The organism is uncultured Zoogloea sp., assembly GCF_937894855.1.
Classification (GTDB): domain Bacteria; phylum Pseudomonadota; class Gammaproteobacteria; order Burkholderiales; family Rhodocyclaceae; genus Zoogloea; species Zoogloea oryzae.
In genome coordinates, this window is record NZ_CALAYQ010000151.1 from 1 (window position 1) to 20,144 (window position 20,144).

Genomic DNA, 20,144 nt, shown 5'->3' on the forward strand with positions numbered 1-20,144 from the left:
CCATCGCCCAGCGGCTCGCCCAGGCCGAACCCCAGCGCGCCGACTACCAGCGCGACCTGTCCGTCTCCTACGAACGCCTCGGCGACCTGATGACCGCCCTAGGCCAGGGCGACGAGGCCCGCGACTATTTCCTCAAGAGACTCGCCATCGCCCAGCGGCTCGCCCAGGCCGAACCCCAGCGCGCCGACTACCAGCGGGACTTGATCGTTTCTCTCGTCCGCATTGCCCAGACGGACCCACCGCACGCGGTCGAGCATTTGAGGCGCGCCCTCGACATTGCGCTAGCACTCCAAGCCAGGGGGCTGCTGGTCGAAGGGCTCGACGAGATGATTGCCGCGCTCCAGGCCATGCTCGCCGAAGCAGGCGAGCCTTGAGCAACGCAGCCGGGCAATTCGGCGGAATCGACCCTTCTGCCGACTCGCCCCTCAGCGGAACTTGACCCCCACCACCGGATTACCCGGCAGCCCTTCGTATTTCGCCGTCACGGCCATCCCCGCCTTGGGCGGGAAGAGTTTGGTGAAGGAACCCAGCGACAGCAGATCGCCGCGCTTCAGCGGTGTGCCGGCGGCGGCGAGATCCCGGGCCAGCCAGCTGGCGGCGTTGAGGGGGTTGCCGAGGGTGGCGCTGCCCTTGCCGGTGTCGAGCACGGCGCCGGTGGCGTCGGTGAGGGTGACGGTCATGGTGGCGAAGGTGTCGGCGAGCCCGGGGCTGGGCTGGATCGGGGTGGCCTTGCCCAGCACGCCGGCGCGGGCGCCCACGTTCACCATCGCCAGCATTGCGCCGCCCAGTTTGGATGGGTCGGCCACCATCAGGTCGGGCAGCTCGATGAATGGCGAGAAGCTCTTGAGCGCCTTGAGGGCAGCCAGGGGCGTGTCGGCCTTGGCCAGGGCGACCGGGTCGCTCACTTCGACGATCATGTCGGCCTCGAACACCGGGCGGGTGCCAAAACTCACCGGCAGTTCGGCGCCATCAGCCACCAGCATGGACTTGAACAGCGTGCCGCTCAGGGGCGCGTCGTGGTTGAAGCGCTTCTGCACCGCCGGGTTGGTGAGGCCGGCCTTGTAGCCCGCCACGTCGCCGTAAGATTGAGCAAGGAAGCGCACCACCTTGTCGCGGCCGCACAGGCCGTCGGCCATGCTCATCTCGGCGGCGGGCGCGGGCACCGGCTGGCGGGCGACGATGGCGGCGGCCACGGCTGCAGCTTCGAGATCGCTGGGGCAGGCGGCGTGGGCCGCATAGGGCGCAGCGGTCAGCACAAGCACCGCGAGGGCAGAGATGGGAAAGACGGATTTCATGGCACGTATCTCCTGGGTGATGGGATGGGGCCGCGGTGCAAACCTGCGACGGGGCCGGAGCCCGGCATCTCCGACTGGGCGCTTTTTGCTCCGGGTTGGGACCTTTTTGCTCCGACCCGGGAGCCCGGAGGCCCGAACCCCTCAGCGCGCCACCGGCAGCGGGTAGAACAGCTGCTCGTTGCCGATCCGGTAGGCCGAGATCGCCCGGCGGCCTTCGGCCGAGGTGATCCAGTTGATGAAGCGCTCGCCCGCGGCGCGCTTGACGTGGGGGTGCCTGGCCGGATTCACCAGCATCACGCCGTAGGGGTTGTAGAGCTTGGGGTCGCCCGCGTAGAGGATGGCCAGATCCTGGCGGTTCTTGAAGCTGGCCCAGGTGCCCCGGTCGGCCAGGGTGTAGGCACCCATGCCGGCGGCCATGTTGAGGGTCGGGCCCATGCCGGCGCCGGCTTCCTTGTACCAGCCCTGCCCCTTGGGCTCGACGCCGGCGCTCTGCCAGAAGCGCAGCTCGGCGGCGTGGGTGCCGCTGCGGTCGCCGCGGGACACCCAGCTGGCCCCCTTGCGGGCGATGCGCCCGAAGGCATCCACGGCGTCCTTCGCGCCTTTCACGCCGGCCGCATCGGCGGCGGGGCCGACCAGCACGAAGTCGTTGTACATCACGTCGCGGCGGTCCACGCCGTAGCCTTCGGCCACGAACTTGTCCTCGGCGGCCCGGTCATGGACCAGCAGCACGTCCGCATCGCCCCGCCGGCCCACATCCAGCGCCTGCCCGGTGCCCAGCGCCACCACCTTCACCGCGATGCCCGAATCCTTCTCGAAGATCGGCAGGATGAAGTTGAACAGGCCGGATTGCTCGGTGGAGGTGGTCGAGGCCAGCACGATGGATTCGCCGGCCTGGGCGGCGGATGCCAGCGCAGCAAGGCCCAGCACCGCGGATTTGAGCAACTTCAGAAAGCCATGCGCCATGGTAGTTCTCCCTGGATGTAAAGCCGCGCGGCCTGGGAGGCCGGGCGGGCGAAAAAGCGTTGCACCGGCGCATGCTCGCACACCCGCCCGGCATCCATGAACACCACGTCATCCGCCAGCCGGGTGGCCTGGCCGAGGTTGTGGGTGGTCATCAGGATGCGGGTGCCTTCGGTGCGGATCTCGCGCACGATGCGTTCGATGGCCTCGACGGAACTCGGGTCGAGGCTGGCGGTGGGTTCATCGAGCAGCAGCAGGCGCGGCCGGGTGATCCACGCCCGGGCCAGGGCGAGGCGCTGACGCTCGCCACCCGAGAGCCCGCGGGCGCTGTCCGTCGCCCGATGGGCGAGGCCGACCCGTTCCAGCACCGCATGAGCGCGGCTGCGCCGCTCTGCCGCCGCCACGCCCAACGGCCGCAGGGCCAGCTCCACATTGCCGAGGAGCGAATCCCGCAACATCTTGGGCTGCTGGAAGACCATCGCCACGCCAAAGTCCGGCCGTGGCCCGCCGCCAAAATCGATATGGCCGGATTCCGGCTCGATCAGCCCGCACAGGCTGCGCAGCAGCACGCTCTTGCCGGCGCCGTTGGGCCCCAGCAGGATGGTGATGCCGTCACCGCCGAGTTCGAGGGTCAGGCCATCCAGCACGGCCCGGCCGCCCACACACCAGCGCAGATCGGTCACCTTCAGCGGAAACACGCCGGCCCCCTCATGCGTAGCGCCGCATCGCCCACTGGCGCAGGGCGTAGGCCACACCGTTGAGCAGCAGGATCACCGCCAGCAGCACCATGCCCAGGGCCACCGCCAGCGGCAGGTCGCCCTTGCTGGTCTCCAGGGCGATGGCGGTGGTCATGGTGCGGGTCGAGCGGTCGATGTTGCCGCCGACGATCATCACCGCGCCCACCTCCGACATGGCCCGGCCGAGGCCCGCCAGCACCGCCACCAGCAGCGAATGCCGGCAGTCGTAAAGCAGCACCCTCACCCGCCCGGCCCAGCGGAAACCCATCGCGGTGAGCTCTTCTTCGTATTCGCGCCAGGCGTCCTCGACCACCTGCCGGGCGATGGCGGCCATCAGCGGCACCACCAGCACCGTCTGGGCGATCACCATCGCGGTGGGTGAATAGAGCAGCCCCAGATACCCCAGCGGCCCGGAGCGCGACAGGGCCAGATACACCACCACCCCCACCACCACCGACGGCAGCCCCATGCAGCCGTTGAGCATCACCACCAGCAGCTGCCGGCCGGGAAAGCGCCCTACCCCCAGGCAGGCGCCCAGAGGCAGGCCGATCAAGGTGCCCAGCAGCACGGCGAGCCCACTCACCTCGAGGGACAGGGTGACGATCTCCGCCACCTGATGATCGAAGCCGGCAAGGAGCGCGAAGGCATCGGAAAACGCCGCACCGAGCCCGCTCATCCGCCCCCCCGCTGCATGGCGCGGTCGAGGTGGGCCAGCAGCGCCGCCCGGTCGGGCGCGTCGCCGGCAACAAAACGGTAGCGGGCGGCAAGCACCGGCAGGCGGAACTGGCCCAGGCGACGTTCGGGGAGCTCAGTCAGATCGATGTCGAGCGTCACCCCGCCCGAGGCCACCCGCAGGCACCCCGGCGACGGCGCCGAGACGCCATCCAGCACGGCCAGCCGCAGCCCACGCTCAAACTCGGCCAGCGTCGCGCCGACCTCCCGGACGAAACCGCCCGGCGCGCTCACATCTTCCGCCATGGGCCGGGTCAGCCTCCGGCGATGGGCGGCCAGATCGCCAGTTCATCGCCCTCGGCCAACACCCGGCCGGCCCGGGCGGCCGGCGGGATGTAATGGCCATTGACCAGCACCAGGTGGGCGCTCTTCTCGGGCACCCGGTACTGGGTGATGAGGTCGCCCACCGTGGAGCCGGGCGCCACGTCCAGCTCCACGATGTTGCCCCGCCTGTCGGCAGGCAGGTAGTCCGCCAGGGAGGCGAAGAGCTTGAAGACGACTCGCATGCAGGCTTTCAGGCAAAGGCGGCCGCGGCCTGCCGGCGGGCCATGGAATCGGGCTGGGTGGCTGCCAGGTAGGCTTCAAAGAAACGCTGGGGTGCCTCAAGCAGCACGTCTTTCCAGGGGCCGAGCTTGAGCCGGCCCTGGATCAGCCCGCGCAGCGCGCCCACGTGCTGGGTCATGCCGATGGAGGTGGCGCCGATCAGCACGTCGTCCTTGAACTGGAGGCTGAGGTAGCGGAAGGCCGCCTCGTCCACCACCTCGACGCCCTGCCCGTCTGGCTCGCCCCACCACTGCCCGAAGGAGGTGGAGATGAGGCCGAGGGTATCGAGCACGTTGATGGCCAGCACGCCAGGCATCCGCGCGTTGCCGCCGGCCATGTTGATGGCGGCGACACGGGCCTGATCGGCCGCGTTGGGCTGGATGGCCGACACCAGGTGCGCACCGGTGAAGAGATCCGGCGCCTCGGCCACGTCGCCGGCAGCAAAGATGCCGGGCACCGAGGTTTCCATCCGCGCATCCACCAGCACACCCTTGGCGACGTGCACCGGGGTGGCGTCGAGAAAGGCCGCGTTGGGCGCGACGCCCGCCGCGACGATCACCAGATCGCAGGCCAGCTTGTCGCCGGTGGAGAGGCTGACGGTGAGCGGCGCATCGCCGCCCTCGGCCCGGTCGATGCGCTCGACGCCGGCGGAGGTGACCACCCGGATACCCTGCTCCTCGACCCAGCGCTTGATCATGCCGCCGGCCTTGGGCGTCATCATCCGCGGCACCATCCGGTCACCCATCTCCACCACGGTAAGCTGCACGCCACGCTTGGCGAGGGCTTCCATGATGATGCAGCCGATGAAGCCAGCACCCAGCTGCAGCACCCGCGCGCCGGGCTTGGCCAGCGCAGCGATGGCGCGGGCGTCGGTCAGCGTCCAGCAGGTCTGCACCTCGGGCAGGTCAACACCGGGGATCGGCGGACGCACCGGGTGGGAGCCGGTTGCCACCAGCAGCCGGTCGTAGGTTTCAAAGTGGCCGTCGGCAAACAGCACCGTCTGCTTGGCCGTGTCGAGCGCCACCGCGCGGCCCTCCAGCAGGCGCACGCCCAGGGCGTCGAAGTGGCCCGGCGTCTTGCGCAGGTAGGTGCCGGATTCGTCGATGTTGCCTTCCAGCAGGTAGGGAATCGCCATCCGCGAATAGGACGGCAGGTTCTCGCTGCCGACCATCACGATTTCGTCGCGGGGCGCAGCGCGACGCAGGGCCTCGGCGGCAACCACGCCAGCCGGGCCATTGCCCAGGATCAGATGCTTCATCGGGAAATCCTCATGTCGCAGGCACGACGACGCCGGCCGGAGCCGGCGTCGTGTGCGCTTGGATCAACAGCTCGGGAACCGCAGCGGACGCGGCCCTCAGAGGCCGAGGCGGGACAGCGTCTCGGGCGTGGGTACGCCTTCCTGGGTCCAGCCGCGCAGCTCGTAGTACTCCGGCAGCATCTTGTCGATGCCATTCACCAGGCCCTTGGCCGGGCCGGTCTTGGCCGGCTCGGTCTTGAGGCGCGGCGGCAGGTCGTCATCCTTGCGGGTGAGGCCGGCGGCGTTGTTGAACTGGCGCTCCATGTTCCAGATGCGCTCGCCCATCAGGTTGAGCTTGTCCATCGACCAGTCGCCCTCGCAGGCGGCCTCGATCTGCGGCTGCACATCGGCCACCGTCCAGGCAAACGAGGTGAACACGCAGATGCCGGCCGAATCGAACACCGCGGTCGCGTCCTGGAAGGCCTTCACCAGCTCGGGCTTGCCGTCGGTGGTGAGCGGATCGGTCTTGACCGGAATGCCCAGCACTTCGGACGCCACGGTGTAGGAACGCAGGTGGCACGCACCACGGTTGGAGGTGGCGTAGGTGAGGCCCATGCCCTGGATGGCGCGGGAATCGTAGGCCGGGAACTCCTGCCCCTTAACCGTCATCGACAGCTCCGGGTGGCCGTACCTGGTGCACAGCCGCTTCGAGCCTTCGCCGATTTCCTTGCCGAAGCCTTCGCCCCGGGCGGTCATCTCGGCCAGCCGGGCCAGCGCCTCGGCCGAGCCGAAGGGCGCGTCAATGCCGATCTGCTCCTTGGTGAGCACGCCCATCTCGTAGAGCTCCATCACCGCGCCAACCGTGGCGCCGAAGGAGATCGGGTCCATGCCCTGCTCGTTACACAGCAGGTTGGCGTACTGCAGGGCTTCGAGATCGCCCACGCCGTTGGCCGCACCCAGCGCCCAGGCGGCTTCGTACTCGAGGCCGCCGGAGGCGCCCCAGTATTCGGGCTTGTTCACCACCGTGAAGTGGCCCTTGTCGATCTCGGAGATGCGGCCGCAGGCGATGGTGCAGCCAAAGCACGCGGCGTTGGTGACCAGATGCGGCTTGTTGTCGCTGGGGCGCTTCTCGTGCATGGCCTCGGCAGAAATCTTGCCGGCGTCCTCGAACTGCACGTCGCGGTGGTTGCGGGTGGGCAGCGCGCCCATCTCGTTGATGACGTTCATCAGCACCTGGGTGCCGAACTTGGGCAAGCCCTGGCCAGTGACGGCGTTGTCAGCCAGCACCTTCTTCTTCTCGGCGGTGATCTTCATGAAGGCCTTCATGTCCTTCACGCCCGACACGCCCTTGGTGCCGCGCAGGGCCACAGCCTTGAGGTTCTTCGAGCCCATCACCGCGCCCACGCCGGAGCGGCCCGCCGCCCGGTGCAGGTCATTGACGATGCAGCCGAAGAGCACCTGGTTCTCGCCCGCGAGGCCGATCGACGAGACGCGGACCAGCGGGTCCTGCAGCTCGTGCTTGATGGTTTCCTCGGTGTGCCAGCAGCTGGTGCCCCACAGGTGGGAGGCGTCCTTCAGCTCGGCCTTGTCGTTTTCCAGGTAGAGATAGACCGGCTTTGGCGAACGACCTTCGAAGATGATCATGTCCCAGCCGGCAAACTTCATCTCGGCGCCAAAGAAGCCGCCGGAGTTGGAACACGCAATGGCGCCGGTGAGCGGGCCTTTGGTGACCACGGTGTAGCGCCCACCGGTGGAAGCCATCGTGCCGGTGAGCGGCCCGGTGGACATGATCATCTTGTTGTCGGGGGACAGCGGGTCGACCTTCGGGTCGACTTCGGAGACGAAGTATTTGGTGGCAAGCCCGCGGGAGCCCAGGTAGTCCTGAGCCCATTCCATGTTGAGGGGTTCGGCGGTGCAGGTGCCGGTGGTGAGATTGACGCGCAGCAGTTTTCGGTTCCAGGCCATGGTCGGTCTCCTTATTCGGTCACAGCGGTGTTGGCCTTGGCAGCCCAGGCGCGCATCTTGTCGATCCCCGTCCAGTCGGCATCCACATAGGTGATCGCGCCGGTCGGGCAGGCTTCTGCACAGGCCGGTTCGCCGCCGCACAGGTCGCACTTCTGGACCTTGCCGCTATCCTGGTTGTAATTGATGGTGCCGAAGGGACAGGCGATGGTGCACACCTTGCAACCGACGCACACGTCGTCGAAGACCTGCTTGGCGCCGGTGGCCGCATCGACACGGATCGCATCGACCGGACAGGCGTTGAGACACCAGGCTTCGGTGCACTGGGTACAGGTGTAGGGAACCTTGCGGCCCTCCGTCTCGAAGCTGAAAACCTTGATGCGTGACTTCGACGGATTGATCGCCCCAGTGTGCTCGACCGAGCATGCCATCTCACACTGCAGGCAGCCGGTACACTTCTTGGGGTCAATGTGAAGCGATTTCCACATGAATGTCTCCTCGTTTTTATTGGGCCCGCGAGCTGCGAACCAGGGCTGCATCAGTCTCATCCAGCGCACGCCTGCAGGCCGCGCGAGGACTCGCCGTCAGCGCAGCATACGCAGACGTGTGGCGGTGTCAATGCGCACCGCCGCAATGATTCCAGCGGTTCCGATTTGTGTTACTAATCAGGCCTCTCGACCGATAGCCAGGAGCCCCCGATGAGCCTCGACCCAGGATGCGCCGCCCCCCGCCAGACACTGACCGTCCTTGAAGCACGCCGGACCATCCTCGACGCCGTGGCACCCGTTGGCGGCCACGAATGCGTGGCCCTGCGGGCCAGCCTGGGCCGCCCCCTCGCGCGGGACGTGATCGCCCCGTGCAACGTGCCGGCCCACGACAACTCGGCGATGGACGGCTACGCCGTGCGGGCCGAAGACCTTGCGGCCGACGGCGAGGTGTCGCTCCAGGTGGTGGGCACGGCCTACGCCGGACGGGGTTTTTCCGGCATCGTCGGGCGCGGCCAGGCGGTGCGGATCATGACCGGCGGCGTGATGCCGATGGGCGCCGACAGCGTGGTGGTGCAGGAGGTCGTCCGCGTCGACGGCGAGCGCATCACCGTGCCCGGCGGCCTGCGTCGCGGGCAGAACGTGCGCCGCGCCGGCGAGGATCTGGCCGAAGGCGGCGTGGCGATCCCCCGCGGCAAGCGCATGGGCCCCGCCGAGCTGGGCCTTGCCGCATCCCTCGGGCTGGCGGAGGTGGCCGTCACCCGGCGCCTGCGGGTGGCGTTCTTCTCGACCGGCGACGAGCTCGCCAGCATCGGCCGCCCCCTCGCCCCGGGCGAGGTCTATGACTCCAACCGCTACACCCTCCACGGCGCCCTCGCCCGCCTGGGCTGCGAGCTGATCGACATGGGCGTGGTGCCCGACCGTCCGGACGAACTCGAGGCCGCCTTCCTCACCGCGGCCGGCAGCGCCGACGTGGTGCTCACCACCGGTGGCGTGTCGGTGGGCGAAGCCGACTTCATCCGCGATCTGATGCAGCGCCTGGGCGAAGTGGGTTTCTGGAAGATCGACATCAAGCCGGGCCGTCCGATGGCCTTCGGGCGCATCGGCAAGGCCTGGATGTTCGGCCTGCCGGGCAACCCGGTGGCGGTGATGGTGACCTTCTACCAGTTCGTGCAGGACGCCCTGCTCAAGCTATCGGGCGTCGATCCGCTACCCGAGCGGCCGCTGATGCCCGCCGTCTGCGTGGCACCGGTGCGCAAGCTGGCGGGCCGCTGCGAGTTCCTGCGCGGCCGGCTGTTTGCCGAGGACGGCGTATGGAAGGTGAAACCGGCGTCGGCCCAGGGCTCGGGGGTGCTGCGCTCGCTCTCCGAGGCCAACTGCTTCATCGTGATCGACGAGACCCGGGGCGACGTGACGGCCGGCGAGACCGTGCCGGTGCAGCTCTTCGAGGGCCTGATCTGATGCCGCTCAGGGGTTGCGGCAGGCGCCCACGACGCGATCGCCCCGCCGGCCGCAGGGCGTGACGGCGCCGGCTGCGGGCGACGGCACACCTTCGCCATCCATCCGCGCTTCAAAGGTGCGCCAGGCAGCCACGCCGCGGCGGTCGAGCTCCAGCCGCAGCAGCCAGCCCACCCGACCCGCGGGCAGCTCGTCGAAGCCATCGAAGACAAAGTTGCCCAGGCTATAGACGATCGGCCGGCCCCGGTACAGCTCCGCGCCCTGGGTGACGTGGGGATGGCCGCCCACCACCGCCGCCGCACCCGCGTCGATCATCCGCCGGGCCAGCGCCCGCTGGCGGGCCGAGGGTTTGGGCTCGCGCTCCCAGCCCCAGTGCATGAAGGGAATCACAAGGTCGGCCCCGGCCTTGCGGGCGGCGCGGATGTCGGCGATCACGTGGCTGTCCTCGCTCCAGGCGATGCCGGGGTGGTCGGCACCGGCCTCGAACACCCGCGGTTTGAATTCGTTATAGCCGAGCACGGCAATGCGCAGCCCCTTGCGCTCGATCCACAGGGGCGCGTGGGCCTCGACCAGATTGCGCCCGCCCCCGAAGCGGCGGATGCCGGCGCCATCCAGCAGGGCCATCGTCTCGGCAAACGCCCCCTGACCATAATCGCCCGAGTGGTTGTTGGCCAGCGACACCGCATCGAAGCGCCCCTGCAGCACCGACAGCACCCGCGGATGGGCGCGGAAGCTGTAGATCTTGTTGTCCAGCGGCGTGCCGATGGTGGCTACCGGGCACTCCAGGTTGGCGATGCGGTAGTCCGCGCCCGCCAGCAGCGGCGCGACCGCCGCGAGGGGATCGCGCCCGTCAGCCACCACCCGGCCCGGGCCATCGTCGAGCATCACGTCGCCGGCGAAGATCAGGCTCAGGCTTTCGGCCGGGGCCGCCGGCGCCAGGGCGGCCAACACCGCGGCGGCCAGCAGGCGTCGAAGGCTCATTTCCGACCTCCCTGCGCGACTTCGCACCAGTATTCGAGTTCGCTGTCCCTCCGGGGCTCGTAGACCCGCTGCAGCCCGGTGAAGCCATACGCGCCGCGATTGGCGAGGGGCAGCGGATGGGTGGACTGGTGGATGAGCGTCGGGCCGTGATCGAGATCGGCGTAGGTGTAGATCTTGACCGCGGCAAGCTCGCGGGGTTGCCCCTCGAACACCACCCGGAACAGGAAGTGGCTGCCGATCGGTTCGCTCCCGACGCCGTAGGGCGAAGCCACCGGACGGGCCACGTGCAGGCGCGTCTCGCCCCCGTAGGTGGTGTGGCAATGGATGCGCGCAGCGGCATCGGCCATGCCGGGCGCGACGCTGACGGCCAGGGCGAGGAGCGGGAACGGGAGTCGGAGCATGTTTTGCGTTGCCAGGAAAAAAAAGCCGACCGCGGCTTGGGCGGTCGGCTTTTCGTACTGCGCGGAAGCAGAATCAGGCGGTGAGGGCTGCCTTGATCTGTTCCAGGGTGCTCGGGTCTTCGATGGTGGTCAGATCGCCCGGGTCGCGGCCTTCGGCCAGGGCCTGGATCGAACGACGGAGCATCTTGCCGGAGCGGGTCTTGGGCAGACCGGAGATGAAGTGCACGCGGGCCGGACGGGCGATGGCGCCGAGGCTGCCGTCCACGATCTTCATCACGGCCTTTTCGAGGGCCACGACCTTCTCGGGGGTGTCGATGGTGGTCGGGTCCTTGACGACGGCGAAGGCCATCGGCATCTGGCCCTTGAGCTGGTCGGCCACGCCCACCACCGCCACTTCGGCGATCGCCGGGTGGGACTGCACCGCTTCCTCGATCTCGCGGGTGCCGAGACGGTGACCGGCGACGTTGATCACGTCATCGGTACGGCCGAGGATCTTGTAGTAGCCGGCGTCGTCCTTGATGCCCCAGTCGAAGCTGGAGTAGACCATCGGGTCCTGGAACAGCGTGAAGTAGGTGGACACGAAGCGCTTGTCGTCGCCCCACACGGTGGACAGGCAGCCCGGCGGCAGCGGCGGCACGACGCCGACGATACCCTTCTCGTTGGGGCCGCATTCCGAGCCGTCGTCGCGGAACAGACGCACGTCGTAGCCGTAAACCGGGAACCCCGGGGAGCCCAGCTGCACGTCGTGCTTTTCGACGCCAGGCATCAGCGACAGCATCGCCCAGCCGGTTTCGGTCTGCCAGTAGTGGTCGATGACCTGGATGCCCAGTTCGTCCATCATCCACTGGTGGGAGGTTTCGTCCATCGGCTCGCCGGCGCAATACAGGGCGCGCAGCTTGGAGAGGTCGTACTTCTTGAGGAAGGCCGGGTCCTGCTTCTTGAGCACGCGGATGGCGGTCGGGGCGCTGAACATCACGGTGACTTCCTGCTCCTGGCAGATCTTCCACCAGATGCCGGCGTCCGGGCGCAGCGGCGTGCCTTCGTACATGATCGTGGCCATGCCGGCGATCAGCGGGCCGTAGATGATGTAGCTGTGACCCACCACCCAGCCGATGTCGGAGGTGGAGAAGAAGGTCTCGCCCGCGTTGCCGCAGTAGATGTGCTTCATCGAGGCGGCCAGCGCCACGGCATAGCCGCCGGTGTCGCGCTGTACGCCCTTGGGCTTGCCGGTGGTGCCGGAGGTGTACAGGATGTAGCTGGGTTCGGACGACTCGAGCCAGGTGACCGGCACGTTGGCATCCATGTTGGCGGCGCGCAGGGTGGCGTAATCCACGTCGCGGCCTTCGACCACGACCATTTCCTTGTCGAGGCCACGATTGACCATCAGCACCTTGGCGGGCTTGTGCTCGGCCAGGCTGATGGCTTCGTCCAGCAGGTGCTTGTAGGGCACCGGACGGCCGCCGCGCATGCCGGCGTCGGCCGAGACGATCACGGTGGGCTTGGCATCGTCGATGCGGGTGGCCAGGGAGTGGGAGGCGAAGCCGCCGAACACCACCGAGTGGATCGCGCCGATGCGGGCACAGGCCAGCATCGCGAAGCAGGCTTCGGCGATCATCGGCATGTAGATCAGGACGCGGTCGCCCTTCTTGACGCCGAGGCTTTGGTAGATCGCCGCCATGCGCATGACTTCGGTGCGCAGTTCGGAGAACGAATAGGTTTTCTCTTCGTCCGTCTCGGTGGAGATGTAAACCAGCGCCTTGCCGTTGGGGTTGCTTTCCGCGTGACGGTCGACGGCGTTGTAGCAGAGGTTGGTTTCACCGCCCTTGAACCACTTGACGAACGGCGGGTTGGAGAAGTCGTAGATCTGCTCGGGCTGCTTGTTCCAGTGGATCAGCTCGGCCTGCTCGCCCCAGAAGCCGTTGCGGTCTTCGATGGAACGCTTGTGAAATTCCTTGTATGAAGCCATGGGTTCCTCCCCCAAATAAAGTCCGAACATGGGCAGCGGCGGCGGTGCGTCATGGCGCCCGCTCAGTCGTTGTGGTGCGCTGCCGTTTCCAGGCCGGCTTCTGCGACGCGTGCGAGGGTGGCAAGCGGCAGACCGGACGGGTGCTCGGATTCTATCAATTCCAGCAGAGGAAGGAGGGTCCGGATGGCATCCGGGAGTTTACTGCGCAGCGCGGCATCCGGCCCGGTGGTGGCCAGGTGCTGCAATAGCTGGTCGATGCTCACCGGCGGGCGGGCCGGCGGTGCGAGCATGTCGGGCGTCACCTCGCCGCTGTCACCGATCACCCGGTTGCCGCCGGCAAGCTGCCCAGCGGTGAGGCGCTCGACGGCGATGCCGATCAGGTGGCTGACAGTCTGCTGCAGATCGGGATCGGCGGCCGCGATGCCCATGGTCAGGCGGATCCGGATGCGCTCCTCCCGATAGGTCATCACGATGTGCTCGATCGCCCCGCGCAGGCGCATCGCAAAGCCGCAGGCGCCGAGCATGTCGGTGCTGGGCGAGACCACCGCAAAGCGCGCCGGAGCCAGTTCGGCCACGGTGTCTTCCTTGCGCAGCTTGGTGGCCATGATCTTCGAGAGCTTGCGATTGACCAGCTGCGCCACGTGGGCGCCGTAGCGCGCCACGAGGGTGTCGAACTGGTCGATCTCGATGACCATCACCGACAGGGCGCCATGCTTGCGCTGGGCGAGGGACAGCTCCTGGGAGGCGTGGTAATGCAGGTAGGACTGGGTGGCGAGCCCGGAGGTCGGATCGACCGGACTGGCGGTGGCCAGGGCCGCGCGGCTTTCCTCGAGATCGCGCTGGGTGCGGGCGAGCTGGGTGAGCGCCTCGAGGCGCGCCAGGAGCTCGATGTTGCCGATGCTCTTGGAGATGAAGTCGGTGGCGCCGGCGCTCTTGGCCTTGACGCGCACGTCCGGCTCGTCGTCGCCGGAGATGACCACCACTGGCAGGGTGTTGATGCGTGACAGGCGCGAGGAACGGATGCGCTCCAGCAGGCCGTAGCCATCGAGATTGGGCATCCCGATGTCGGTGATCACCGCCTGGATGGTCGGGTCGACCAGCAGCGTCCTCCAGCCGGCCTCCCCGTCCGCTTCCTCACGCACGTCAAAGCGGTCCCTCACGTGCCGGATGATCGATGCTCTGACCATCCGGGAATCGTCAATGATCAGAACACGCGGCAGGGCCTGATCGGTTGAATCGTTCATGCTGGGGACTCGCTGTTGGGGACTTCACCCCTTAACGGCAATCACCGTGCGCCCCTTGACCTTGCCGGCGATGAAGTCGTTAAAAACGCCCGGCAGTTCGGCAAACGGCACCGTGCGGGTCATGGAAGCGAGGTGGCGCGGCTTGAGATCGCCGGCCAGGCGCTGCCACACGCGGGTACGGGTCGGCTCGCCCATGTAGCCGGAGTCGACGCCCAGCAGGCTCACGCCACGCAGGATGAACGGAAACACCGTGGTGTCGAGCTTGATGCTCTGGGCGTTGCCGATGCTGGCCACGGTGCCGGCCTGCTTCATGGTCGAGAGCACCCAGGCGAGGATGTCACCGCCCACGTTATCCACCGCGCCAGCCCACAGGCCCACGTCCAGCGGGCGGGTCTTGGCCGGGTCGATGGTGTCGCGCAGCTTGATCTCGGCCGCGCCCAGATCCTTGAGGTAGGCCTCTTCGTGAGCCTTGCCGGTGAGGGCCACCACGTGATAACCAAGGCCCGCCAGCATGTCGATGGCGAGGCCGCCCACGCCGCCGCTGGCGCCGGTGACGATCACCGGGCCGCTGGCGGGCGCCAGGCCGTTGTCTTCCATCCGCACGATGCCCAGCGCCGCAGTGAAACCGGCGGTGCCCAGCGCCATCGCGTCGAACAGCGACAGGCCGTCGGGCAGCGGCACCACCCAGCCGGCCGGCACGCGGGCGTACTGGGCGTAACCGCCGTGGTGAGCCACGCCGATGTCGTAGCTGGTGGCGATCACGGCGTCGCCCGGCTTGAAGCGCGGGTCGGCGCTCTCGACCACCGTCCCGCTCATGTCGATGCCGCCCACGCACGGGAAGCGCCGGATGATCTTGCCGGCGCCGGTGGCGGCCAGCGCGTCCTTGTAATTGACGCTTGAATACGCCACCTCGATGAGAACCTCACCGGCATCGAGCTGGTCGACGGTAAGAGGCTCCATCGCGGCGAGCACCTTGCGGTTCTCGTCCTGCCGCAGAACAAAGGCCTGGAACGGGTTCGGGACGCTGGACATGGTTTTGCTCTCCTCTGGAACGGGATGCGCGACGGCAACCCTTTGTGTTGGTCGGCCGATTATAGCCTTGGCCACCAGCCCGCTTGCCCCAACTTCCGCCCTGGGACTCAATCCCGCGACCGCCCTGCCGTAAATGAGGTCATCACCCGCCGGAGCATGACAATGGCCCTGATCCCACAGCCGTTCGACACCATCGACAGTTACATCGCCTTCTTCAGCCAGGAACCCCTGCCCGTGCTCAAGCACACGGTCAAGGAGCTCCAGGCGATGCTCGAACAGGAGGACAGCATCAACGGGCGGACGGTGGCCGCGCTGGTGCTGTCGGACCCATTGATGACCCTGAAGGTGCTGATCCACATCGAGGCCAACCGGCGCGCCCGGCAGAACCACGACATCACGACGATCGAGCGGGCGATCATGATGATGGGCATCTCACCGTTCCTGCGCGACTTTGCCGACCAGCCGACCATCGAAGGCCAGATTGCCCAGCATCCGAAGGCCCTGGTGGGCGTGCTGCGGGTGATCAGCCGCGCCCGACGGGCGGCCCGCTACGCCCGCGACTGGGCGATCGTGCGCCATGATCTGGATGTGGATGAGGTGACGGTGGCGGCGCTGCTGTCGGAGGTCACCGAGATCCTGTGCTGGTGTTTCGCCCCAACCCTCACCCAGCAGGTGTATGAACTCCAGCGGGTCGACCGCGGGCTGCGCTCGGCGGTGGCCCAGCGCTCGGTATTCAACTTCTCGGCCAAGGAACTGCAGCAGGCGCTGGTGCGCCACTGGCACCTGCCCGACCTGCTGGTATCGATGATGGACGAGCGCTACATCGACAATGCCCGGGTGCGCACCGTGCAGCTGGCCAACAGCCTCGCCCGCCACACCGCCCAGGGCTGGGACAACCCGGCGATCCCCGACGATCTTTCGGCCATCGAGCAGCTGATCCACATCAGCCGCGAGAACCTGCTGGCCCGCCTGCAGGTACCCCACGAGTCGATCGAGAACCTGCTGGCCGCCGGCGGAGACCCCGACCGCGCCCTGCCCCAGGCCTGACCGGGCTTACTTGCCGCCAGAACGGGCCTCGAGCTCTTCCCAGCGCAGCATCGCTGCCTCGATCTCGCCCTCCAGCGCCTGCAGCCGCGCGTTGAGCTGTGGCACATCCTGCGGCGCATCCCGGTAGATGGCCGGGTCGTTGAGCCGGGCCTGGATCGTGCCCTGCTCGTCTTCCAGCGCCGCGATGCGGTCTGGCAGTGCTTCCAGTTCGCGCTGTTCCTTCCAGCTCAGCTTGGCCGGCTTGTTGGCCGCAGCGGGTGCAGGCGCAACGTCCTTCTTTGGCGCAGTGGGCTTGGGCGTCGCAGCTGGTGCGGCGGCTTCGCTGGTCTTGCGCACCCGCAGCCAGTCATCAAAGCCGCCGGCGTATTCCTTCCAGCGGCCATCGCCTTCGGTGGCGATCACCTGGGTCACCACGTTGTCCAGAAAGGCCCGGTCGTGGCTCACCAGGAACACCGTGCCGTCGTACTGGGCCAGCAGATCCTCCAGCAGATCGAGGGTCTCGATGTCCAGATCGTTGGTCGGCTCGTCGAGCACCAGCACGTTGGCCGGTCGGGCGAACAGCCGGGCCAGCAGCAGCCGGTTGCGCTCGCCACCGGAGAGCGACTTGACCGGCGAGCGGGCGCGCTGGGGCGAGAACAGGAAATCCCCCAGATAACCGATGATGTGGGTGCGGTGACCGGCGATCTCCACGTAGTCGGAGCCCGGGCTGATAACCTCGGTGAGCGGCGCTTCCGGATCAAGCTGCTCGCGCAGCTGGTCGAAGTACGCCACCGTCTGGCGAGTGCCACGGCGGACGCGGCCGTCGTCCGGCTCCAGCCCACCGAGGATGAGCTTGAGGAGCGTCGTCTTGCCGGCGCCGTTAGGGCCGATCAGGCCGATCCGGTCGCCCCGCAGGATGCGCGTCGAGAAATCGCGGACGATGGTGCGCTCGCCAAAGCGCTTGTTGACGTTCTCCAGCTCGGCCACCATCTGGCCACTGCCCTCGCCCCGATCCAGCGCCAGCTTGACCGTTCCCAGCCGATCACGCCGCGCGCCACGTTCGCGGCGCAGGGCCTCCAGCCGGCGCACCCGGCCTTCGTTGCGGGTCCGCCGCGCTTCCACGCCCTTGCGAATCCACACCTCCTCCTGGGCCAGCAGCTTGTCGAAGCGGGCGTTGGCCTTCTCCTCGGCGTCCAGTTGGTCGGCCTTGCGAGCGAGGTACTCGGAAAAGCGCCCGGGGTGGCTGGACAGGATGCCGCGATCCAGCTCGACGATCCGCGTCGCCACATGGTCGAGGAACACCCGGTCGTGGGTGATGACCACCACCGCGCCGGCAAAATCGCGGATCAGCTCTTCAAGCCACAGAATGCCGTCGATGTCCAGGTGGTTGGTCGGCTCGTCCAGCAGCAGGATCTCCGGCTCGCCCACCAGCGCCCGGGCCAGCGCAACCCGCTTGATGCCGCCGCCCGACAGGCTACCCACCACCGCCTCGCCCGACAGCTTGAGCTGCCCCAGCACCTGCTCGACACGCTGCTCGAGCCGCCAGGCCTGGGCATCCTCGATGCGGTGCTGCAGGTCTTCGAGCCGGGCCAGCGCGGCCTCGCTGGCATCCTCGGCCACCGCCAGCGTCGCGGCGTGGTAATCCACCAGCAGCTGGGCCACGTCGCCCAGGCCGTCGGCCACGGTGGCGAACACGCTGCGCTCGAGGGGGAAATCCGCCTCCTGGGGCACGTAGGCCACCCGCGCGCCGGGCTGGCGCCACAGTCGCCCGTCGTCCAGCGTCGCCTGCCCCGCGAGCGCCTTCAGCAGGCTCGACTTGCCGCTGCCGTTGCGCCCGATGAGCGCAACCCGTTCGCCGGGGTCGAGCTGGAAGGCCGCCTTGTCGAGCAGGGCGACATGGCCGAAGGCAAGGCAGGCATCGTCGAGGGTAATCAGGGGCATGGCGAATCCGGGGGGCTGAAGCGGGAAAGCTGCGGATTCTACCCTGCCGGGCCGCCCGGGGCCCTTTCCGGCGGATACCGGGCAGCGCCACGGCTGTCTACAAGTACGTCACACACCCCGCAAAACATGCTTGACGAACGACTGGCAAATCTGTTTAATACGAATTGTTCTCATTTGCTTTAACAACTACCGTGATACCCCCTGACGAAACAGCCAAGGCTGCACAACCCCCAGAGGCTCCACGGGTACAAGCCGGTCACATGGACACGCCAATCCGGAGCAAGGATCTGTTCGACAACCGAAGCTGCATCTTCATCGAACACGAAGGCATGATTTATGCGTTGCGTACGACACGTGCCGGCAAACTGATTCTCACAAAATGATGCTCACCACTCATCACCGCCATCCCGTGCTTCCGGTCTCCACCGCCGCGCCGCGGCTCTCTACCCCGAGCGTCGCGCTACTGCTGGCGATCGGACTGGCCGGCGGGTATGCGGCGATCGAACTGGTGCTGCAGCTCTATCCGATCCACTGAACGCCTCGCTGTCCAGAAGCGCTGGAGGAAACAGGACAATGTACGTTTGTGTTTGTCGTGCAATCACCGAAAAACAGATCGAGTCCGCCGTCGCCGGCGGCGCTCGCCGACTCCGTGATCTTCGGGTAGAGTTGGGCGTCACTGAGGAATGCGGGCGGTGTGCCCGGTGCGCCAAGCAGTGCCTGCACGAGGCCCTCGACAAGCAGCACCCGCCCCAGCTCCTTCCGCACGGCATCCGTACATTTCCATTGATCCAGGAGGCAGCATGAAAGGCGACAAGAAGGTCATCCAGCATCTCAACAAGCAACTCACCATCGAGCTGACCGCCATCAACCAGTACTTCCTGCATGCGCGCATGTACAAGAACTGGGGCCTCGGCAAGCTGGGCAAGCACGAATACGAAGAATCCATCGAAGAGATGAAGCACGCCGACATGCTGATCGAGCGCGTGCTGTTCCTCGAAGGCCTCCCCAACCTGCAGAACCTCGACAAGCTGCTGATCGGCGAGAACGTCCCGGAATGTCTCCAGGGCGATCTGAAGCTGGAGCAAGGCGGCCACGCCCACCTCAAGGACGCGATCGCTTACTGTGAATCCGTCCGCGACTACGTGAGCCGCGACATCTTCCAGCACATCCTCGACGACACCGAAGAGCACATCGACTATCTCGAAACCCAGCTTGAGCTGGTCGAGAAAGTCGGCATCCAGAACTACCTGCAATCCCAGATGGACGTCAGCTCGTCCTGATCCGGCCTCACCCCGACACCGCGGAAAGCATGAAGACGTGGCATTTTCCGGCGCTGCCGGGATAGAATGCCGCCCTCCTCTCTCCGTAGTTCAATGGATAGAACGGGCGCCTCCTAAGCGCCAGATACAGGTTCGATTCCTGTCGGGGGGACCAGACCCGGCAAGGCCCTCCTCGTGAGGGCCTTGTTCTTTTTGGGGCGCACTCCGCGTCACCGGTTCGATTCCCCCGACAGGAATCACACCGATTCCCGGGCAACCGCACAAAAAAAGAGGCCGGCATCTCAGCCGGCCTCTTTCTGCAGCAATACAACGCAGGTCAGTGCTTCACGACCTCACCGTTTTCAGTCGGCTCGGCCGGCTTGGCGACGGCGACATCCGCCGCGGGGACTTCCGGCAGCGCCTCGGGCATGCGCTCCAGCGCGTGCTCGAGCACCTGGTCGATCCACTTGACCGGGATGATCTCCAGCTCGTTCTTCACGTTGTCGGGGATCTCGGTGAGATCCTTGACGTTCTCCTGGGGAATCAACGCGCGGGTGATACCGCCACGCACCGCCGCCAGCAGCTTTTCCTTCAGGCCACCGATCGGCAGGACTTCACCACGCAGGGTGATCTCGCCCGTCATCGCCACGTCGCAGCGCACCGGGATGCCAGTGAGCACCGACACCAGACCGGTGCAGATCGCGATGCCGGCGGACGGACCGTCCTTGGGAATCGCGCCTTCCGGCAAGTGAATGTGGATGTCGGACTTCTGGTAGAAATCCTCCTGGATGCCCAGCGACTTGGAACGCCGACGCACCACCGACAGGGCCGCCTGGATGGACTCCTGCATGACCTCGCCGAGCTTGCCGGTGGTCATGATCTTGC

The 20,144-nt window shown here is 67.3% G+C and carries 23 protein-coding genes and 1 tRNA gene; 8 read left to right on the forward strand and 16 right to left on the reverse strand.

Features of this window, described 5'->3' with window-relative positions; all coding sequences use genetic code 11:
* The coding region (locus Q0672_RS16875) for a hypothetical protein (RefSeq protein ID WP_298624127.1) at positions 1–374 on the forward strand (374 nt) is incomplete at its 5' end.
* A gap of 51 nt (positions 375–425) precedes the next feature.
* Here the strand turns inward: Q0672_RS16875 and Q0672_RS16880 are convergent.
* The 9 genes from Q0672_RS16880 to Q0672_RS16920 form a co-directional block, all read right to left on the reverse strand.
* On the reverse strand, positions 426–1,295 hold the full coding sequence (locus Q0672_RS16880; RefSeq protein WP_298624129.1) for a hypothetical protein: 870 nt from the start codon (positions 1,293–1,295) through the stop codon (positions 426–428).
* Positions 1,296–1,436: 141 nt separating this feature from the next.
* Positions 1,437–2,258 carry a substrate-binding domain-containing protein gene (locus Q0672_RS16885; RefSeq protein ID WP_298624131.1) on the reverse strand — a complete coding sequence of 274 codons (822 nt, stop codon included), beginning with the start codon at positions 2,256–2,258 and terminating at the stop codon, positions 1,437–1,439.
* The gene (locus Q0672_RS16890) at positions 2,240–2,953 is read right to left on the reverse strand and encodes a phosphate ABC transporter ATP-binding protein (RefSeq protein ID WP_298624134.1); all 714 of its coding nucleotides are present in this window, start codon (positions 2,951–2,953) and stop codon (positions 2,240–2,242) included. Before Q0672_RS16890 ends, Q0672_RS16885 begins: the two co-directional genes overlap by 19 nt.
* A gap of 10 nt (positions 2,954–2,963) precedes the next feature.
* Positions 2,964–3,668: an ABC transporter permease gene (locus Q0672_RS16895; protein ID WP_298624136.1), complete on the reverse strand. Its 705-nt coding sequence runs from the start codon at positions 3,666–3,668 to the stop codon at positions 2,964–2,966.
* Positions 3,665–3,970, reverse strand: coding sequence for a hypothetical protein (locus Q0672_RS16900; protein WP_298624138.1), 306 nt, complete (start codon positions 3,968–3,970; stop codon positions 3,665–3,667). The genes Q0672_RS16895 and Q0672_RS16900 overlap by 4 nt, the downstream gene beginning before the upstream one ends.
* Before the next feature lie 8 nt (positions 3,971–3,978).
* Positions 3,979–4,230: a MoaD/ThiS family protein gene (locus Q0672_RS16905; protein WP_298624140.1), complete on the reverse strand. Its 252-nt coding sequence runs from the start codon at positions 4,228–4,230 to the stop codon at positions 3,979–3,981.
* Between the two features lie 8 nt (positions 4,231–4,238).
* Positions 4,239–5,525 carry an FAD-dependent oxidoreductase gene (locus tag Q0672_RS16910; RefSeq protein ID WP_298624142.1) on the reverse strand — a complete coding sequence of 429 codons (1,287 nt, stop codon included), beginning with the start codon at positions 5,523–5,525 and terminating at the stop codon, positions 4,239–4,241.
* 96 nt (positions 5,526–5,621) lie between these two features.
* Complete coding sequence (locus Q0672_RS16915; RefSeq protein ID WP_298624144.1) at positions 5,622–7,469, reverse strand: aldehyde ferredoxin oxidoreductase family protein; 1,848 nt, start codon at positions 7,467–7,469, stop codon at positions 5,622–5,624.
* Between the two features lie 11 nt (positions 7,470–7,480).
* The gene (locus tag Q0672_RS16920; protein ID WP_298624146.1) at positions 7,481–7,954 is read right to left on the reverse strand and encodes a 4Fe-4S dicluster domain-containing protein; all 474 of its coding nucleotides are present in this window, start codon (positions 7,952–7,954) and stop codon (positions 7,481–7,483) included.
* A 210-nt stretch (positions 7,955–8,164) separates the two neighbouring features.
* Here Q0672_RS16920 and glp point away from each other — a divergent pair, with 210 nt between their 5' ends.
* Positions 8,165–9,412 (forward strand): gephyrin-like molybdotransferase Glp, encoded by a 1,248-nt coding sequence (glp, locus tag Q0672_RS16925; RefSeq protein ID WP_298624148.1) that lies wholly within the window; start codon positions 8,165–8,167, stop codon positions 9,410–9,412.
* A 6-nt stretch (positions 9,413–9,418) separates the two neighbouring features.
* Here the strand turns inward: glp and Q0672_RS16930 are convergent, their stop codons facing one another.
* The 5 genes from Q0672_RS16930 to Q0672_RS16950 form a co-directional block, all read right to left on the reverse strand.
* Positions 9,419–10,390: a CapA family protein gene (locus Q0672_RS16930; RefSeq protein ID WP_298624150.1), complete on the reverse strand. Its 972-nt coding sequence runs from the start codon at positions 10,388–10,390 to the stop codon at positions 9,419–9,421.
* Entirely contained in the window at positions 10,387–10,791 is a 405-nt protein-coding gene (locus tag Q0672_RS16935) for a hypothetical protein (RefSeq protein WP_298624152.1), read from the reverse strand. Before Q0672_RS16935 ends, Q0672_RS16930 begins: the two co-directional genes overlap by 4 nt.
* Before the next feature lie 73 nt (positions 10,792–10,864).
* Positions 10,865–12,757, reverse strand: coding sequence for a propionate--CoA ligase (locus Q0672_RS16940; RefSeq protein WP_298624154.1), 1,893 nt, complete (start codon positions 12,755–12,757; stop codon positions 10,865–10,867).
* Positions 12,758–12,819: 62 nt separating this feature from the next.
* Positions 12,820–14,001: a response regulator gene (locus Q0672_RS16945; protein WP_298624156.1), complete on the reverse strand. Its 1,182-nt coding sequence runs from the start codon at positions 13,999–14,001 to the stop codon at positions 12,820–12,822.
* Between the two features lie 24 nt (positions 14,002–14,025).
* The gene (locus tag Q0672_RS16950) at positions 14,026–15,033 is read right to left on the reverse strand and encodes an oxidoreductase (RefSeq protein WP_298624158.1); all 1,008 of its coding nucleotides are present in this window, start codon (positions 15,031–15,033) and stop codon (positions 14,026–14,028) included.
* Positions 15,034–15,195: 162 nt separating this feature from the next.
* Between Q0672_RS16950 and Q0672_RS16955 the strand changes: the two genes are divergently transcribed.
* Positions 15,196–16,080, forward strand: a complete 885-nt coding sequence (locus Q0672_RS16955) for an HDOD domain-containing protein (protein WP_298624160.1) — start codon at positions 15,196–15,198, stop codon at positions 16,078–16,080.
* A gap of 6 nt (positions 16,081–16,086) precedes the next feature.
* Here the strand turns inward: Q0672_RS16955 and Q0672_RS16960 are convergent, their stop codons facing one another.
* Positions 16,087–18,000, reverse strand: a complete 1,914-nt coding sequence (locus tag Q0672_RS16960) for an ATP-binding cassette domain-containing protein (RefSeq protein WP_298624162.1) — start codon at positions 17,998–18,000, stop codon at positions 16,087–16,089.
* 260 nt (positions 18,001–18,260) lie between these two features.
* Between Q0672_RS16960 and Q0672_RS16965 the strand changes: the two genes are divergently transcribed.
* The 5 genes from Q0672_RS16965 to Q0672_RS16985 all read left to right on the forward strand — a co-directional run bounded on the left by Q0672_RS16965 (position 18,261) and on the right by Q0672_RS16985 (position 19,434).
* Positions 18,261–18,383, forward strand: a complete 123-nt coding sequence (locus Q0672_RS16965) for a hemin uptake protein HemP (protein WP_153161047.1) — start codon at positions 18,261–18,263, stop codon at positions 18,381–18,383.
* Positions 18,380–18,535: a hypothetical protein gene (locus tag Q0672_RS16970; protein ID WP_298624164.1), complete on the forward strand. Its 156-nt coding sequence runs from the start codon at positions 18,380–18,382 to the stop codon at positions 18,533–18,535. Before Q0672_RS16965 ends, Q0672_RS16970 begins: the two co-directional genes overlap by 4 nt.
* Positions 18,536–18,573: 38 nt before the next feature.
* A complete protein-coding gene (locus tag Q0672_RS16975; protein WP_153161045.1) occupies positions 18,574–18,804 on the forward strand; it encodes a (2Fe-2S)-binding protein in 231 nt (76 codons plus the stop codon).
* A complete protein-coding gene (gene bfr / locus Q0672_RS16980; RefSeq protein ID WP_153161044.1) occupies positions 18,801–19,280 on the forward strand; it encodes a bacterioferritin in 480 nt (159 codons plus the stop codon). The genes Q0672_RS16975 and bfr overlap by 4 nt, the downstream gene beginning before the upstream one ends.
* A gap of 79 nt (positions 19,281–19,359) precedes the next feature.
* A tRNA-Arg gene (locus tag Q0672_RS16985) sits at positions 19,360–19,434 on the forward strand.
* Between the two features lie 162 nt (positions 19,435–19,596).
* On the opposite strand, the gene Q0672_RS16990 is transcribed toward Q0672_RS16985, so the two are convergent.
* A partial coding sequence (locus Q0672_RS16990; protein WP_298624168.1) for a S16 family serine protease occupies positions 19,597–20,144 on the reverse strand: 548 nt, incomplete at its 5' end.

What these genes read in the sequence shown, in the direction of transcription:
- Q0672_RS16895 (WP_298624136.1), bottom strand. Translation starts at nt 3,668, where the DNA reads ATGAGCGGGCTCGGTGCGGCGTTTTCCGATGCCTTCGCGCTCCTTGCC.
- Q0672_RS16885 (WP_298624131.1), bottom strand. Translation starts at nt 2,258, where the DNA reads ATGGCGCATGGCTTTCTGAAGTTGCTCAAATCCGCGGTGCTGGGCCTT.
- Q0672_RS16965 (WP_153161047.1), top strand. Translation starts at nt 18,261, where the DNA reads ATGGACACGCCAATCCGGAGCAAGGATCTGTTCGACAACCGAAGCTGC.
- Q0672_RS16935 (WP_298624152.1), bottom strand. Translation starts at nt 10,791, where the DNA reads ATGCTCCGACTCCCGTTCCCGCTCCTCGCCCTGGCCGTCAGCGTCGCG.
- Q0672_RS16905 (WP_298624140.1), bottom strand. Translation starts at nt 4,230, where the DNA reads ATGCGAGTCGTCTTCAAGCTCTTCGCCTCCCTGGCGGACTACCTGCCT.
- Q0672_RS16950 (WP_298624158.1), bottom strand. Translation starts at nt 15,033, where the DNA reads ATGTCCAGCGTCCCGAACCCGTTCCAGGCCTTTGTTCTGCGGCAGGAC.
- Q0672_RS16920 (WP_298624146.1), bottom strand. Translation starts at nt 7,954, where the DNA reads ATGTGGAAATCGCTTCACATTGACCCCAAGAAGTGTACCGGCTGCCTG.
- Q0672_RS16970 (WP_298624164.1), top strand. Translation starts at nt 18,380, where the DNA reads ATGATGCTCACCACTCATCACCGCCATCCCGTGCTTCCGGTCTCCACC.
- Q0672_RS16910 (WP_298624142.1), bottom strand. Translation starts at nt 5,525, where the DNA reads ATGAAGCATCTGATCCTGGGCAATGGCCCGGCTGGCGTGGTTGCCGCC.
- Q0672_RS16960 (WP_298624162.1), bottom strand. Translation starts at nt 18,000, where the DNA reads ATGCCCCTGATTACCCTCGACGATGCCTGCCTTGCCTTCGGCCATGTC.
- Q0672_RS16955 (WP_298624160.1), top strand. Translation starts at nt 15,196, where the DNA reads ATGGCCCTGATCCCACAGCCGTTCGACACCATCGACAGTTACATCGCC.
- Q0672_RS16975 (WP_153161045.1), top strand. Translation starts at nt 18,574, where the DNA reads ATGTACGTTTGTGTTTGTCGTGCAATCACCGAAAAACAGATCGAGTCC.
- bfr (WP_153161044.1), top strand. Translation starts at nt 18,801, where the DNA reads ATGAAAGGCGACAAGAAGGTCATCCAGCATCTCAACAAGCAACTCACC.
- Q0672_RS16945 (WP_298624156.1), bottom strand. Translation starts at nt 14,001, where the DNA reads ATGAACGATTCAACCGATCAGGCCCTGCCGCGTGTTCTGATCATTGAC.
- Q0672_RS16930 (WP_298624150.1), bottom strand. Translation starts at nt 10,390, where the DNA reads ATGAGCCTTCGACGCCTGCTGGCCGCCGCGGTGTTGGCCGCCCTGGCG.
- glp (WP_298624148.1), top strand. Translation starts at nt 8,165, where the DNA reads ATGAGCCTCGACCCAGGATGCGCCGCCCCCCGCCAGACACTGACCGTC.
- Q0672_RS16940 (WP_298624154.1), bottom strand. Translation starts at nt 12,757, where the DNA reads ATGGCTTCATACAAGGAATTTCACAAGCGTTCCATCGAAGACCGCAAC.
- Q0672_RS16900 (WP_298624138.1), bottom strand. Translation starts at nt 3,970, where the DNA reads ATGGCGGAAGATGTGAGCGCGCCGGGCGGTTTCGTCCGGGAGGTCGGC.
- Q0672_RS16915 (WP_298624144.1), bottom strand. Translation starts at nt 7,469, where the DNA reads ATGGCCTGGAACCGAAAACTGCTGCGCGTCAATCTCACCACCGGCACC.
- Q0672_RS16880 (WP_298624129.1), bottom strand. Translation starts at nt 1,295, where the DNA reads ATGAAATCCGTCTTTCCCATCTCTGCCCTCGCGGTGCTTGTGCTGACC.